Annotated in this window: 13 protein-coding genes; 5 read left to right on the top strand and 8 right to left on the bottom strand. The window is 62.2% G+C overall.

What is annotated here, in order from left to right:
- Positions 1-111 precede the first annotated feature (111 nt).
- Entirely contained in the window at positions 112-1,005 is an 894-nt protein-coding gene (locus EJC49_RS02485) for a branched-chain amino acid aminotransferase (RefSeq protein ID WP_126697926.1), read from the bottom strand.
- Positions 1,006-1,244: 239 nt separating this feature from the next.
- Here EJC49_RS02485 and EJC49_RS02480 point away from each other — a divergent pair, with 239 nt between their 5' ends.
- The 3 genes from EJC49_RS02480 to EJC49_RS02470 all read left to right on the top strand — a co-directional run bounded on the left by EJC49_RS02480 (position 1,245) and on the right by EJC49_RS02470 (position 3,992).
- Positions 1,245-1,787: a MarR family winged helix-turn-helix transcriptional regulator gene (locus EJC49_RS02480; protein ID WP_126697879.1), complete on the top strand. Its 543-nt coding sequence runs from the start codon at positions 1,245-1,247 to the stop codon at positions 1,785-1,787.
- A complete protein-coding gene (locus EJC49_RS02475; RefSeq protein WP_126697878.1) occupies positions 1,780-2,484 on the top strand; it encodes a response regulator in 705 nt (234 codons plus the stop codon). Before EJC49_RS02480 ends, EJC49_RS02475 begins: the two co-directional genes overlap by 8 nt.
- Before the next feature lie 149 nt (positions 2,485-2,633).
- A complete protein-coding gene (locus EJC49_RS02470) occupies positions 2,634-3,992 on the top strand; it encodes an ATP-binding protein (RefSeq protein ID WP_245453233.1) in 1,359 nt (452 codons plus the stop codon).
- A 131-nt stretch (positions 3,993-4,123) separates the two neighbouring features.
- Here the strand turns inward: EJC49_RS02470 and EJC49_RS02465 are convergent, their stop codons facing one another.
- The 6 genes from EJC49_RS02465 to EJC49_RS02440 form a co-directional block, all read right to left on the bottom strand.
- Positions 4,124-5,263 carry an osmoprotectant NAGGN system M42 family peptidase gene (locus EJC49_RS02465; protein ID WP_126697877.1) on the bottom strand — a complete coding sequence of 380 codons (1,140 nt, stop codon included), beginning with the start codon at positions 5,261-5,263 and terminating at the stop codon, positions 4,124-4,126.
- Entirely contained in the window at positions 5,260-7,089 is a 1,830-nt protein-coding gene (gene ngg, locus EJC49_RS02460; RefSeq protein WP_126697876.1) for an N-acetylglutaminylglutamine synthetase, read from the bottom strand. Before ngg ends, EJC49_RS02465 begins: the two co-directional genes overlap by 4 nt.
- A 2-nt stretch (positions 7,090-7,091) precedes the next feature.
- A complete protein-coding gene (locus EJC49_RS02455; protein ID WP_126697875.1) occupies positions 7,092-8,867 on the bottom strand; it encodes an N-acetylglutaminylglutamine amidotransferase in 1,776 nt (591 codons plus the stop codon).
- Positions 8,868-9,058: 191 nt separating this feature from the next.
- Positions 9,059-9,418: a tRNA-binding protein gene (locus EJC49_RS02450; protein ID WP_126697924.1), complete on the bottom strand. Its 360-nt coding sequence runs from the start codon at positions 9,416-9,418 to the stop codon at positions 9,059-9,061.
- Positions 9,419-9,420: 2 nt separating this feature from the next.
- A complete protein-coding gene (locus EJC49_RS02445; protein ID WP_126697874.1) occupies positions 9,421-9,921 on the bottom strand; it encodes a type III secretion system chaperone family protein in 501 nt (166 codons plus the stop codon).
- A 321-nt stretch (positions 9,922-10,242) separates the two neighbouring features.
- Positions 10,243-10,533, bottom strand: coding sequence for an accessory factor UbiK family protein (locus tag EJC49_RS02440; RefSeq protein WP_126697873.1), 291 nt, complete (start codon positions 10,531-10,533; stop codon positions 10,243-10,245).
- A 203-nt stretch (positions 10,534-10,736) separates the two neighbouring features.
- Here EJC49_RS02440 and lgt point away from each other — a divergent pair, with 203 nt between their 5' ends.
- Entirely contained in the window at positions 10,737-11,573 is an 837-nt protein-coding gene (gene lgt, locus EJC49_RS02435; RefSeq protein ID WP_170314574.1) for a prolipoprotein diacylglyceryl transferase, read from the top strand.
- A 25-nt stretch (positions 11,574-11,598) separates the two neighbouring features.
- Positions 11,599-12,660 carry a class I SAM-dependent methyltransferase gene (locus EJC49_RS02430; RefSeq protein WP_126697871.1) on the top strand — a complete coding sequence of 354 codons (1,062 nt, stop codon included), beginning with the start codon at positions 11,599-11,601 and terminating at the stop codon, positions 12,658-12,660.
- A 47-nt stretch (positions 12,661-12,707) separates the two neighbouring features.
- Here EJC49_RS02430 and EJC49_RS02425 read toward each other — a convergent pair whose 3' ends face one another.
- Positions 12,708-13,583, bottom strand: coding sequence for a hypothetical protein (locus EJC49_RS02425; protein WP_126697870.1), 876 nt, complete (start codon positions 13,581-13,583; stop codon positions 12,708-12,710).
- Positions 13,584-13,600 lie beyond the last annotated feature (17 nt).

Here is a 13,600-nt window from a genome sequence, read left to right as displayed (position 1 = left end):
GCGAAAGGGAGGCGTCCACCGCCAAGTAGGGACCTTATTATGCTGACACCCCGGCCTCGACGCAAAAAGGCGGCCCAAGCAGGCCGCCTTCCGGATTGGAGCAATGAGGATTTACTCCGCAGCCAACGCTTGGCGCGGCTGCACCTCGACCGAGTAATCTTCCATCAGCGTCTTCGCGATCTCGCCGACCGTGAAGCTGTAAGGCCCAACTTCCGACACCGGGGTCACTTCGGCCGCCGTACCCGTCAGGAAGCACTGCTCGAAGTTCTCGAGTTCCTCGGGCATGATCACGCGCTCGATCACTTCGAGATTGCGGCGTTTGGCAAGGTCGATGACGGTGCGTCGCGTGATACCGTCGAGGAAGCAGTCGGGTTTCGGCGTGTGGATCTTGCCGTCCTTCACGAAGAACACATTGGCGCCTGTGGCTTCAGCCACCTGGCCCCGCCAGTCGAGCATCAGCGCGTCGGCATAGCCCTTCGATTCCGCCGCATGCTTGGACAGCGTGCAGATCATGTAGAGACCCGCAGCCTTCGACTTCGACGGCGCCGTGCGCGGATCGGGCCGACGATACTCGGCCATGTCGAGGCGAATGCCCTTGAGTTTCTGCGCTGGGTCGAAATAGCTCGGCCACTGCCAGATAGCGATGGCGCAGTTGATGCGGTTGTTCTGCGCGGACACGCCCATCATCTCCGAGCCGCGCCAAGCGATCGGACGCACATAGGCGTCGGTGAATCCCTGCTTCTTGAGCAGTTCACGGCAGGCGTCGTCGATCTCCACGACAGAATAGGGAATCGTGAAGCCTAGAATGCGCGCCGATTCGTGCAGGCGTTCGGTGTGCTCGGTGAGCTTGAAGATCTCGCCCCCATACGCGCGCTCCCCCTCGAAGACAGCGCTTGCGTAGTGAAGCCCATGCGTCAGCACGTGAATTTTCGCATCCGCCCACTTCACGAATTCGCCGTTCATCCAGATGAAGCCGTCAAGCTGATCGAAAGGAACGGATGCCATGCTGACCTCCCACGGGCGCCTGCCCGAAAATCGTTGGAATTGTGACGTTTTCTCCCCGACCGCTCCCGCAGCCGGCAGCATTCTTGCCGATCACAGGACAAAAGCAAAGCGCGGGAAATGTCGAAAAAGGTGCCCGGACTTGCCTTTTCGTTCGCAATCTGACGAAAAGCTTGATGAAAATTACCAGCGCACTAGAGATATGTCAACAAGGCTGACGTATTTTCGGGAATGGAAATCGCATGCACGAGAACGCCCAAGGCGAGAGCATACCGATCCGAGCCGCGCTCGAAGCCGGGGACGGGCTTGAGTTCGATCTGATCGAGTTGTTTTTCTTCGCATATCGCGACTTCACCTCCGATCCCGATCAGATCCTGTCGACCGATGGTTTCGGCCGGGCCCATCACCGGGTGCTCCATTTCGTCAACCGCATGCCGGGACTGACAGTCGCCGAACTCCTGGATGTGCTCAAGATCACCAAGCAGAGCCTGGCTCGTGTCCTCAAGCAGCTGATCGACACCGGACACGTGGTGCAGATGAAAGGGCCGAAGGACCGCAGGCAGCGTGAATTGTATCCGACGCCGAAAGGCCGCGCTTTGGCGCTTGCCCTCGCCTTGCCACAGTCGAGACGCATTCGTGCGGCTCTGCAGGAAACCGGACCCGAAGAACGCGCCTTGATCAGGCGCTTCCTGAAGGCGATGGTGAACCCGGAACTGCGTGCGCAGATCGATCGTCTGCCGCATGGTGGAGCGCCGGACGTAGACGGAGAACCGAACGATGGTTGATGAACTCGTTGTTCCGGCGGACGACGCGCCGCATTTGTTGGTCGTCGACGACGACACCCGCATTCGCACACTGTTGATGCAATTTCTCTCGACGAACGGTTTTCGCGTTACAGTGGCCGCGACCGCTGCCGAGGCGCGCCGCAAGCTGGAAGGGCTCGACTTCGACCTGATCGTACTCGACGTGATGATGCCGGGCGAAAGCGGGGTGGATCTCACACGCTCGCTGCGCGAGCACAAGGAAGTGCCAATCCTGATGCTGACTGCCCTCTCGGAAACCGACAGCCGCATTTCAGGTCTCGAGGCCGGGGCCGACGACTACCTGCCGAAACCCTTCGATCCGCGCGAACTCATTTTGCGCATCAACAACATCCTGCGCCGGGGCGGCCCATTGTTGACGCCCAAGGCCGAGCAGATCGTCTTCGGTCCCTACACCTTCCAGATTGCCCGTCGCGAACTGAAGAACGCGGGCGAGGCGATTAAGCTGACCGACCGCGAGCAGGATATCATGGCGATCTTCGCCGAACGCCCCGGGGAGACCATCCCGCGCCATGAGTTGGTCAGCGGTGACACCGAAGTCGGCGAGCGTACCATCGACGTGCAGATCAACCGGCTGCGCCGCAAGATCGAACGCGATCCTGCCAATCCGGTCTGGCTGCAGACAGTGCGCGGGGTCGGATACCGCCTCAGCGTGGAATAAAGATCCGGCCGGTTCCGTTGGACGACCGCCTCGATTACACTGCTTCGGCACGCGAAGTGCGGCCGACCGACCGCGCCGCCCGCATGAAGGACGGCATGGCGACCAGCGATACATCGAGGATCAAGCCGGGCAACGATGCCCGCCCGCTGATGCGGGTGGCAGGAGCACTGCCAGAAGGCTGGCACCGCTTCTGGCGGCGCGTCTCGCGCTATATGCCGAAGCGCCTCTATGCACGCTCGCTGATCATCGTCATTGCACCGATGATCCTCCTACAATCGGTGGTGGCCTTTGTCTTCATGGAGCGCCACTGGCAGACGGTCACCCAGCGCCTGTCCATGGCCGTAACGCGCGATATCGCTGCGATCATCGACATGATCGAGACCTATCCCGACCAGAACGGTTACCAGAGCGTCCTGCGCATAGCCCAGGAACGGCTTGGTCTGAAGGTCGACATCATGCCCCCAGACCCCCTGCCCGCGCCGGGACCGAAGCCGTTCTTCTCAATTCTGGACCAGGTGCTCTCCGCCGAGATCACACGGCAGATCAATCGCCCGTTCTGGCTCGACACGGTCGGCAACTCGGCGATCGTCGAAATCCGCATCCGGCTCGACGGCATGGTACTGCGTGTCTTTGCGCGGCGAAGCCAAGCCTATGCGTCGAACACGCACATTTTCCTGCTATGGATGGTCGGCACCTCGCTGGTGCTGATTGGCATTGCCGTCCTGTTCCTTCGCAATCAAATCCGGCCGATCCAACAGCTTGCCGCGGCGGCGGAAAGCTTCGGCAAGGGGCGCCCGCCGCCGCCTGACTTCCGCCCCCGCGGCGCAGACGAGGTACGACGTGCGGGGGCGGCCTTCGTACTGATGCGCGAACGCATCGAGCGCCAGATCGAACAGCGCACCGCCATGCTGACCGGCGTGAGTCACGATCTGCGCACCATCCTGACGCGCTTCAAGCTGCAACTCGCCATTGCCGGAAAGCGGCCCGAGACCGAGGCGTTGAACCAGGACATCGACGACATGCAATCGATGCTGGAGGGCTACCTCGCTTTTGCGCGTGGAGAATCGCTGGAAGACACCGGCCAACTCAACATCGAGAGCCTGTTCGAGAGGTTGTCGGAAGAAGCTAGGTTGCGCAAGCGCAAGCTGACGACGCAGATCAACGGTTCACCCGACCTTCTTGTGCGGCCCGCCGCCTTTACCCGGCTGATGTCCAACCTCGTCGGCAATGCCTTCCGCTATGCCAAGACGGTCCATGTGCACGCCACACACACCCGCGGCTCGCTGACGGTCATCATTGACGATGACGGCCCGGGCATCCCAGCGGAAAAGCGCGAGCACGTTTTCAAGCCCTTCGTGCGGCTCGACGACGCCCGCAACCAGGATGCCAGCGGCACCGGGCTCGGCCTGTCGATCGCTCGAGACATCGCCCGGAGCCATGGCGGAGACATTATGCTTGGCGACAGTCCGATGGGCGGACTCCGGGCGACGGTGCGCCTGCCGGCATAGAAATTGACGATAGTTGTTGCGTTAAGACGGGGCTCGCGACGATAAGCGAAGCGACAACGGCGCGTCCATGATACTCATAAGTGACTGCGGTCGTCGCGATTACGTCGCAATGGATTGACCCGGCGTTCCCCCTACCCCTCGCCCGAACTGCCGTCATGTGGCGCGTTCAACTGCTCGGTGAACCCTTGCACGCCGGAAATCTCGGCAATGTCGCGTTTGATTTCCAGTGGGCTCGCCACGTAGGCCGAAATCAGTTCGGCGACCGATCGCAAAGCATCCATGTGGATGCGCTCGTAGCCATGTGACGCATCTACGCCGAAGGCGATCAGCGCCGTTCGCACGTCATGCCCCGCGACCACTGCGGAGGCGGAATCGGATCGGTAGTAGCGGAACACGTCGCGCTGCATGGCAATCTCGTTTCCGCGGCACAAGTCAATGAGCTTCTTGGTCAGATGGTAGTCGAAGGGCCCGGTCTGGTCGGCCATGGCGATGGTGACACCGAATTCGGACGAGTTCTGCCCAGGAGCGGTCGTGCCATTGTCGACGGCGACCATGGAGGCGACTTCAGGAGCGACGATGGCGGTCGCGCCGACGCCAACCTCTTCGGCGATGGTAAAAAGCCAATGGATGTCTACCGGAGTCTTGGCCTTCTCACGTTCCACGGCTTCGAGCGCCGCCAAGGACGCAGCGACGCCCGCCTTGTCGTCAAGATGGCGCGAGACAATGAACCCGTTATCCATGAATTCGGTCTCGGGATCGATGGCCACGATGTCGCCGATATCAATGCCAAGCGCCAGCGTCTCAGCCTTGCTCGAGGTGTGAGCATCGATCCTGAGCTCGATATGCGGCCAGCCGACCGCCTGGTTGTCGACGCCATCGTTGAACGTGTGTCCGGAGGCCATGAGCGGCAGGATCGAGCCGCGATGTCGACCGTCATAAGAGTAGATGTTGGCGCGTGCGCCCTCCGCGAAACGCGACGACCAATGCCCGATGGGAACCAGTTCAAGCCGCCCATTGTCCTTGACGAGTTTCACTTGCGCGCCGAGCGTGTCGAGATGGGTGACAATCGCCCGCGCGCCCTGACGACGGCTGCCCTGACGCACCGCCCGGATCGCACCGCGCCGTGTCAGTTCGACGCTCATGCCGAGCCGTTCCAGTTCACCCGTCACATGTCGCACGACGGTGTCGGTGTAGCCCGTCGGGCTGTCTATCGCCAAAAGCGCCTTCAGTTGCGCCGCCAGATAGTCTGTATCGATCGAAAGCGTAGTCAAGAAGTAGGCTCCAGCCGACCGGACGGCGAATGCGAGGCCGAGATCGGCCGTGAGTGCGGAAAAAGGAAATCAACGAACCGCTGCGCCGTCGGCTGCGGCTCGTGATTTGCCAGGCCCGGACGCTCATTGGCCTCGATGAAGACGTAGTCGGGCTCTGTCGGCCGCACCACCATGAAATCGATACCGACGACCGGGATCTTGATTGCTCGCGCCGCCGTGCAAGCCGCCTCCACCAGTCGGGGATGCACGATGCCCGTGACGTCGTGAATCGAGCCACCCGTGTGCAGGTTCGCCGTCTTGCGTACGACAATCTGGCGACCGGCCTCCAGCACGGAATCGAGAGCCAAGTCCTGGCCGGCGAGGCATCGCTCCGCGTCCTCGTCGATGGGGATTGTGCTTTCGCCGCCGGTGGCCGCTGCACGCCGGCGCGACTGACGCTCGATCAGGGTCCGAATGTCGTGCTCTCCATTGCCGACCACCATGGGCGGGCGGCGCACCGCGGCTGCGACAAGCTTGTAGTCGATGACGACCAGCCGTAGATCCTCACCCTGGAAGCAAGCCTCGAGCAGAACCCGATCGCAGACCTCGCGCGCGGAGCGGATGGCTTTCCTCGTATCCTCCAGCGTTTCGAGCCCCACGGATACCCCGCGGCCTTGCTCGCCACGCGCCGGCTTGACCACCACGCTGCCATGCCGGCTGAGAAAATCGACGATCGCATCGTCCGCGTCGTTTTCGACCGCGATCTGGTCCGGCACTTTCAGTCCGGCCTGTTCGACGACACGTCGCGTCACGGCCTTGTCGTCGCATATCGATACCGCAACCCCCGAGGTCATTTCCGACAGGCTCTCGCGGCAATGCACCGAGCGCCCACCATAGGCAAGGCTGAAGAAGCCTCCGGCCGCATCGGTCACCTCGACCTGGATGCCACGGCGCCGGGCTTCGTCGACGATGATGCGGACGTAGGGGTTGAGCCCGTCATACCCATCGATCGGCGCGGAGAAGAGACGCTCATTGATGGTATTCTTGCGCTTGACGGCGAAGATCGGCACCCGACGGAAACCAAGTTTCTCATAAAGCGCGATCGCCTGATCGTTGTCGTGCATGACCGACAGATCCATGAATGCGGCACCGCGAGCCTGGAAATGTTCAGCAAGGCGGCGCACCAGCATTTCGCCCACGCCTGGATGCCGGCATTGCGGATCAACCGCCAGGCACCAGAGCGAAGAGCCGTGCTCCGGATCACCAAAGAGGCGCTGATGGTCGACACCTGTGACTGTGCCGACGACGTCCCCCGTCGTCTCGTCCTCCGCGACGAGGTAGGTGATGGATCGGCTGTCACGGTTTGCCCAAAAGAACTCCGGACTGACCGTTACCATCCCGCGCGCGGCATAGATGGTATTCACCGCGTCGGCATCGACCTGCGAGGTCAGGCGCCGGATGAAAAAGCTCTTTGGCTTACGCCGGCTCGGCCGATAGGTCGACAAGTCGAGTCGATAGGTGTGCGAAGGATCCAGAAAGGTGTCCTGCGGCGCCAGTGCGAGTAGCACATGCGGATCGCGGACGTAGAATGCGATATCGCGGCGCTTGTCGCCCTCGTGGGACAAACTATCGATGATGCCGGGATTGTCCGGGAAAGTTTGTGAAAACAGGAGCCTTCCCCAGCCACAGTCGAGCGCGACCGACTGACGCGTGGGCGCCGTCTCGCCGGAATGCAGTCCGATCGGCGGTTTCTGCGATTCGCTGCGCAACCTCTTGAGCCGGTGACCGAGCGCTCGCTCGGCCTTTCCGGTGTTGCGGCGGGGTTCCGCCGGCTTCGTCTTTGCCATCGTCAGATCCCGTGCGTCTGTAGCCACAGTTCCAGGAGCCCGGCCTGCCAAAGTTCGGATCCCTGCAAGGGCGTGATGTGATCGGACGGCTTTTCGAACAGTTGGTCGAGCCATTCACGCCGAAACAGGCCCCGTTCGCGCGCCGCCTGCGAAGACAACGCATCGCGCACGAGGTCGAGATAGGGACCGTCGACATACTTGAGCTGCGGCACCGGGAAGTAGCCCTTCTTGCGGTCGATCACTTCGGACGGCACGATCCTGCGCGCGACATCCTTGAGGATGCCCTTGCCGCCGTCGCGGATCTTCTCTTCCGGCGGGATCCGCGCGGCAAGTTCGACGAGTTCGTGGTCGAGGAACGGCACACGTGCCTCAAGCCCCCAGGCCATGGTCATGTTGTCGACACGCTTGACAGGGTCGTCGACCAGCATGACCGTCGAATCAAGGCGGAGGGCGCGATCTACCGGCGTATCGGCCCCGGCTCGCATCAAGCGCTCGGCCACGAAGTCGCGGCTGTGGTCGCCGCCATTGATCCATTCCGGCGCAAGCTGGGTCTTCAGTGTCGCGTGATCCCGATCGAGGAAGACGCGGGCATAGTCGCCCACCACGTCATTGGAGTTCATCAGGGGCGGATACCAGTGGTAGCCACCGAATATCTCGTCGGCGCCCTGCCCCGATTGGACGACCTTGATGTGCTTGGAAACCTCCTTGGAGAGGAGATAGAAGCCGACATTGTCATAGGAAACCATCGGCTCCGACATGGCGCCGAAGGTTCCGGGCAGAGCATCCATCAATTGGTCCGATGGAACGAAAATCTTGTGGTGCTTCGTCCCATAGCGCTCGGCGATAAGGTCGGAATAGACGAACTCGTCACCCTTTTCGCCATTGGCCTCCTCGAAGCCAACGGAAAAGCTCATGAGCCCGTGCTGACCAGCCTCGGCTAGCAGGCCCACGATCAGCGAAGAATCGACACCGCCCGACAACAGGACCCCGACCGGCACGTCGGCGACCATGCGTCGCTTGACCGCGAGCCGCAAGGCATCGAGCACCCGGTCGGCCCACTCCTCGCGGGACACATTCACGTCGCGCGCGTCTCGGCCGAACGGTGGGTTCCAGTAAATACGATCGCGGGTTTCGCCATTCGGCTCAATGACGCGGATGGTGGCCGGCGGCAGCTTGCGAACACCTTCGATGATCGTGCGCGGCGGCGGCACCACTGCGTGAAAGCTCATGTAGTGGTGGAAAGCAACACGGTCGATGGACGTATCGACGTCGCCTGCCGCGAGCAAAGCCGGCAGAAACGAAGAAAACCGGATGCGGCCGGGCGTCTCAGATAGATAGAGCGGCTTGATGCCGAAACGGTCGCGGGCCATCACGATGCGGCCGGTGTCGCGCTCCTGCAGCACAAAAGCGAACATCCCGTGGAACCGTTCGACGCAGCGCTCTCCCCACTCACGCCAAGCCTTCAGGATCACTTCCGTGTCGCCTGTGGAGAAGAACGAGTAGCCTTTGTCCTCGAGTTCGGCCCGCAGTTCCGGATAATTATAGATGCAACCGTTAAAGGCGATCGTGAGGCCGAGGCCCGAATCCACCATTGGCTGCTGGGCACGCTCGGACAAGTCGATGATCTTGAGCCGACGATGGCCGAAACCGGCATTGCCATGCATCACGAGACCGGCTCCGTCCGGGCCCCTAGGCGCCATCACGTCTGTCATCTTCGCTATTGCGATCGGAGACGGCGCGGTGCCGTCCAGTTTTATTTCACCACAAATTCCGCACATTGATGCGTGCTCGAGCCCCCATTGTCGTTGACCATTTATGCGTCATCCAATTGATTTCGCTCTCGAACATTCAGCTGCCGAATGGGGAGCGTCAAAAAGATGGACGTTTGGTAACGCGAGGACTGGTCGATGGTTCCCGTCAAGAAGCAGCTTCGGTGCCGACGCGCCCGCATCTCGCTGGAAAGAGGCCGTCAGAAGAGACGTCCTCCGTTCGGCACCTCGAGATCGATTGCTGCGAGCACGACGGCGCCTTCCTCGTCAGGAAAGCCGAGCGTCAGCACTTCCGACATGAACTTGCCGATCTGGCGCGGTGGAAAATTGACCACGGCCATCACCTGGCGCCCAACAATATCCTCGGGTTTGTAATGCTTGGTGATTTGCGCCGATGATTTCTTGACGCCGATCACCGGGCCGAAATCGATCCTGAGCTTGATCGCCGGCTTTCGTGCCTCCGGAAAGGTCTCGGCCTCGATGACCGTCCCGGCCCGGATGTCGATCCGATCGAAATCCGAATACGAGATATCAGGTCTGCGTTCCGTACCCCCCTCCATGGTCACGCGGAGCCGTGCGTCTCGAACAGCACGTTCTGCAAGGCTTCGCGCGCGGAGATACCCGACCACACGACGAACTGGAAAGCCTGGAAGTAGCACTCGCAGGCTTCGAGCGCGGTGGAGAGCAACACCTCGACCTGCTGCCCGGTCGGCTCGACGCCGCCGTTCAGCATAAGAGCCTGGCGAAACATGATGGCGCCTTCCTGCTCCCAAAGATCGAAATGGCCAAACAGCATCTGCTCGTTGATCAATGCGAGCAATCGCATGACCTCTGTCACCCGCGTCTCGGGCACCTTGATGTCGAAGGCGCAGGCCAGATGCAGTGCTTCGAAGTCCTCCATCCAGGAGAATGAAATGTGATAGTCGGTCCAGTTGCCGGCAACCGAGATCGCAATCTCGTCGTCACCGGCCCTCTCGAACGCCCATTCGTTGGCATTGGCGACCGCCTCGATCACATCCACAGGATGCGCTTCGCGGGACAGGTCGATTTCCAGAAGGCTCATGTTTGCTTCCTGTGGCTATGGGAGCGCCTATCGCGCGCTCCACCTGGAACGCTCGTGACACGAACGACAAACTGGGACGGACAAAGAAGGTGTCATACCTCCACCCGGGCCACCCCTGCCCGGCGCATGTACGAATCATGCTGTAGATTCAGTGTATTGATGCGAGGCCCCGGTTCCAGCGGTTTTTTCGCGCCTGACCGTCGGAGGTGTGGATACGCTCGCTGCATCGCAGTGTAAGCGATTCAGCGCGAACGTCTTTTCGCCTTGGCACCCTGTGGATAGTCGAATGCCGAATTCAACCTCGGTGGGTCTTGCAAACGCCTATTTGCCGGCCGTGCCCTCGGCAGGCGACGCGGTGGACAGCGAAGCCAGCTTCGCCTCGAGGTCGTCCAGACGTGCGGCGAGTTTCTTGTTTTCGGCCCGCGCCTTCACCGCCATGTCGCGCATGGCTTCGAATTCCTCGCGCTGGACGATGTCCATCGAGTTCAGCATGCGTTCGGCCTGCGCCCGGAAGGCCGTCTCCATTTCCCGTCGCACCCCTTGGGCTGCTCCGGCGGCGTCCGTCATCAGCTTGGCGAGATCGTCGAGGATACGGTTCGGTCCGGTGGTCATGGCGTCTGCCTCTTTTGTTCATGCGGCGGCACGACACACGCCCGCATGACCTGAACTAGGCACGGAGGCGCCGCTTTGCAAGCGCGCGGCGACGGCCGGGACATCCGCTTACGGATCGCCCCACGTCATAGCGGGGAGCGGCTTGACCTTTCCGCCCGGCTTCGACCATGGTCCGCGCGCCGCAACAAGCTCCGGACAGGCCCTTGGAACACCTACTTTTGCCGCTCGCGGCACTTCCCTTCCCCGATATTGACCCGGTGATCGTTCAGGTCGGGCCGCTCGCCGTCCATTGGTACGGCTTGGGCTACGTCGTCGGCATCCTGTTCGCCTGGTGGTATGGCAGGCGGCTGCTGGCCAATTCGAACCTTTGGAGAGGCGGACAGGCGCCGCTCAAGCCCGACGATCTCGACGACTTCATCATCTGGGCGGCGGCGGGCATCGTGCTCGGGGGACGGATCGGGTACATCCTGTTCTACGATCTCGCCCGCTATATCGAGACGCCTCTGGCGATCCTGGCCGTCTGGGAGGGCGGCATGTCTTTTCATGGCGGCTTCCTCGGCACCACAATCGCCATGATCCTCTTTGCCCGTTCGCGCGGCGCCAGCGTCTGGAGTCTGTTCGACGTCGTGGCGGCCGGCGTGCCCGTCGGCCTCGGTCTCGTGCGCCTCGCCAATTTCATCAACTCCGAGCTCTGGGGTCGCGCGACCAACGTTGCATGGGCCTTCGTCTTCCCGAATGGCGGTCCGGAACCGCGCCACCCGAGCCAACTCTACGAGGCAGCTCTTGAGGGGCTGCTGCTGCTGATCGTGCTGCGTATCCTCACCCACGGCTTCAGGAAGCTGAAGAACCCCGGCTTCGTGGCCGGCGCGTTCGTGGCAGGATATGGCCTATCGCGCATCGTCGTGGAGTTCTATCGCGAACCCGATGCCCAGCTCGGCTACCTATTCGGGGGGTGGATGACCATGGGCATGGTGCTCTCGGTGCCGATGGTTCTCGTCGGCATCTGGGCGATGTCGCGCGCTCGCCGCGCCGCCGCGTGAATCCGTTCTGCGCTGAGGCCTAGGCATGACACCTTTGGGCGAGAAGATTGCAGCGCTCGTCGCGCAGGCGGGTCCGATCGGCATCGCCGAGTATATGGCGCTCTGCCTTTTCGACCCCGAGCATGGCTACTACACGACGCGCGAGCCCTTCGGGTCGGCAGGTGACTTCACCACCGCGCCCGAGGTGAGCCAGATGTTCGGCGAACTGGTGGCTGTTTGGGTCTACATGGCCTGGCAGGCGGCGGGCAGCCCGCCGGAGGCCTGCGTTGCCGAGCTCGGCCCCGGCCGGGGAACGCTGATGAAGGACATGGTGCGCACGCTCGCGCAGTTCGACCGCGCATTCGTCGAACGAACCCGCTTTGCCCTTGTCGAGTCCAGTCCGCGCCTGAGCGAGGTTCAGCGCCAGACGCTCGCGCCGGCGCCCGGACGCTTCGAGTGGCACGAACGGCTCGAGCAGCTTCCCGACCTGCCGACGATCATTGTCGGCAACGAGATCTTCGACGCGCTCCCAGTGCGCCAGTACGTCAAGCAAGGTGGACGCTGGCTGGAACGCTGTATCGGCCTCGACGAGGCCGGTGGCCTGCGCTTCATGCTCGGCGCTGGAACGGCCGACCCGTTCCTGCTGCCGCCGGGCGCCGACAGCGTTCTCGACGGCACGGTCGCGGAGTTGGCTCCCGCCCGTGAGGCCTTCATGCAGACGGCGGCGGACCGGATCGCGCGTTTCGGCGGGGCGGCGCTGTTCTTCGATTACGGCCACCTCGAACCGGGTCTCGGCGATACGCTCCAGGCCGTGCGTCGGCACGCCCCAGACGGCGTGCTAGACCACCCCGGCGAAGCTGACCTGACGAGCCACGTCGATTTCCACCGCCTCGGCAGGATCGCCGAGCAGAGCGGGCTGTCGATCCAGACGGCAACGCAGCGCGATTTCCTTCTGGCCATGGGGCTCGCTGAGCGCGTGGAGGCTCTATCGGTCGGCAAGAGCGAAGACGAGCGCGACAGAATTGCGGGAGAAGCTCAGCGGCTTGCCGGCTCCACCGCCATGGGCGAATTGTTCAAGGTCCTGCTGGTAACCCCTCATGCCCGCTGATCCGGCCTTGTTAAGGCTTCGCGTTCTCCTTTTTACACGCGCCGGTCTCATGGCAAGGCCAAGACCGGCTGATCCTCAGCTAGGTGCTGACGCCAGATGTAGGCCGCGAGCCGAGAGCGCAACTCCGCCTTTTCAGCAGAATAGCGATATGACGCGCCCCCAAGATGGACGAAGGAATTGTCCAGATATCGATGCGTTGCGGAGTGGTTCCCGACCGGAAAGTCGATCTGCCCTACCGAAACGGCCTCCACCTCCCGAGCCGACAGCGTGCGATAAAATGCTCCCCAGTTTCCACCACCCGTGTCGAGGCCGTGTTCGATGCGATGCTTGAAGTCGATGGCAAGGTTCAACGTGGGTTCGGTGCGGAAGAAGCAGAAGCCTGCCCAAAGAGACCACGCGTCTCCGCGCCCGGCCTGACGGCGTCCTCTCACCCACTTGTCTGCCATTGCAGACATTGGATCGGCTGGTCGGAGCGGAAAACAGTCGTGGTCGACAAAGCCGAAGCTCAATGGGACGAACCGGCGCACGATATTGTAGTAGACCCAGTTCATGGCGATGCCGTGCGAGCGGTTTGGGCTCCACTCCGGATTGGCCGGCAACGCCAAGTAGGGAAGGCCTCGCCAAAAGCAGACGTGCTCGATGTCGCCACGGGCCATGGACGAGGAAGAATTGTCGATGATGGCAAGTGGCGTATGCGGGCACTGCCTTGCCCAGGCTGCGCCAAGAATGTCGATCACCCACGGCGAGTTGAAGGCGATGGCGAAGCAGATTCGCTCTTGGCTGCGATCCGGCAGGGCGGCGAGGAAGGGGGCGATAGCCTCGTGCCCCTTCGACCGAAACCGGTTGTCGACAAACGCATTTCGTAGGTTCTTCAACCCGCGCACGGCGCGGTTGGCGTTCAGCCCGTGGACGATGCTCGACATGCGGCGGCTCTGGATTT

This window comes from Aquibium carbonis, from assembly GCF_003970795.1.
GTDB lineage: Bacteria > Pseudomonadota > Alphaproteobacteria > Rhizobiales > Rhizobiaceae > Aquibium > Aquibium carbonis.
Note: the sequence above shows the minus strand (reverse complement) of the source record. Positions and strands in the feature narration are given on the sequence as shown.

What these genes read in the sequence shown, in the direction of transcription:
- EJC49_RS02485 (WP_126697926.1), bottom strand. Translation starts at nt 1,005, where the DNA reads ATGGCATCCGTTCCTTTCGATCAGCTTGACGGCTTCATCTGGATGAAC.
- EJC49_RS02480 (WP_126697879.1), top strand. Translation starts at nt 1,245, where the DNA reads ATGCACGAGAACGCCCAAGGCGAGAGCATACCGATCCGAGCCGCGCTC.
- EJC49_RS02475 (WP_126697878.1), top strand. Translation starts at nt 1,780, where the DNA reads ATGGTTGATGAACTCGTTGTTCCGGCGGACGACGCGCCGCATTTGTTG.
- EJC49_RS02470 (WP_245453233.1), top strand. Translation starts at nt 2,634, where the DNA reads ATGCGGGTGGCAGGAGCACTGCCAGAAGGCTGGCACCGCTTCTGGCGG.
- ngg (WP_126697876.1), bottom strand. Translation starts at nt 7,089, where the DNA reads ATGGCAAAGACGAAGCCGGCGGAACCCCGCCGCAACACCGGAAAGGCC.
- EJC49_RS02455 (WP_126697875.1), bottom strand. Translation starts at nt 8,867, where the DNA reads ATGTGCGGAATTTGTGGTGAAATAAAACTGGACGGCACCGCGCCGTCT.
- EJC49_RS02450 (WP_126697924.1), bottom strand. Translation starts at nt 9,418, where the DNA reads ATGGAGGGGGGTACGGAACGCAGACCTGATATCTCGTATTCGGATTTC.
- EJC49_RS02445 (WP_126697874.1), bottom strand. Translation starts at nt 9,921, where the DNA reads ATGAGCCTTCTGGAAATCGACCTGTCCCGCGAAGCGCATCCTGTGGAT.
- EJC49_RS02440 (WP_126697873.1), bottom strand. Translation starts at nt 10,533, where the DNA reads ATGACCACCGGACCGAACCGTATCCTCGACGATCTCGCCAAGCTGATG.
- EJC49_RS02430 (WP_126697871.1), top strand. Translation starts at nt 11,599, where the DNA reads ATGACACCTTTGGGCGAGAAGATTGCAGCGCTCGTCGCGCAGGCGGGT.
- EJC49_RS02425 (WP_126697870.1), bottom strand. Translation starts at nt 13,583, where the DNA reads ATGTCGAGCATCGTCCACGGGCTGAACGCCAACCGCGCCGTGCGCGGG.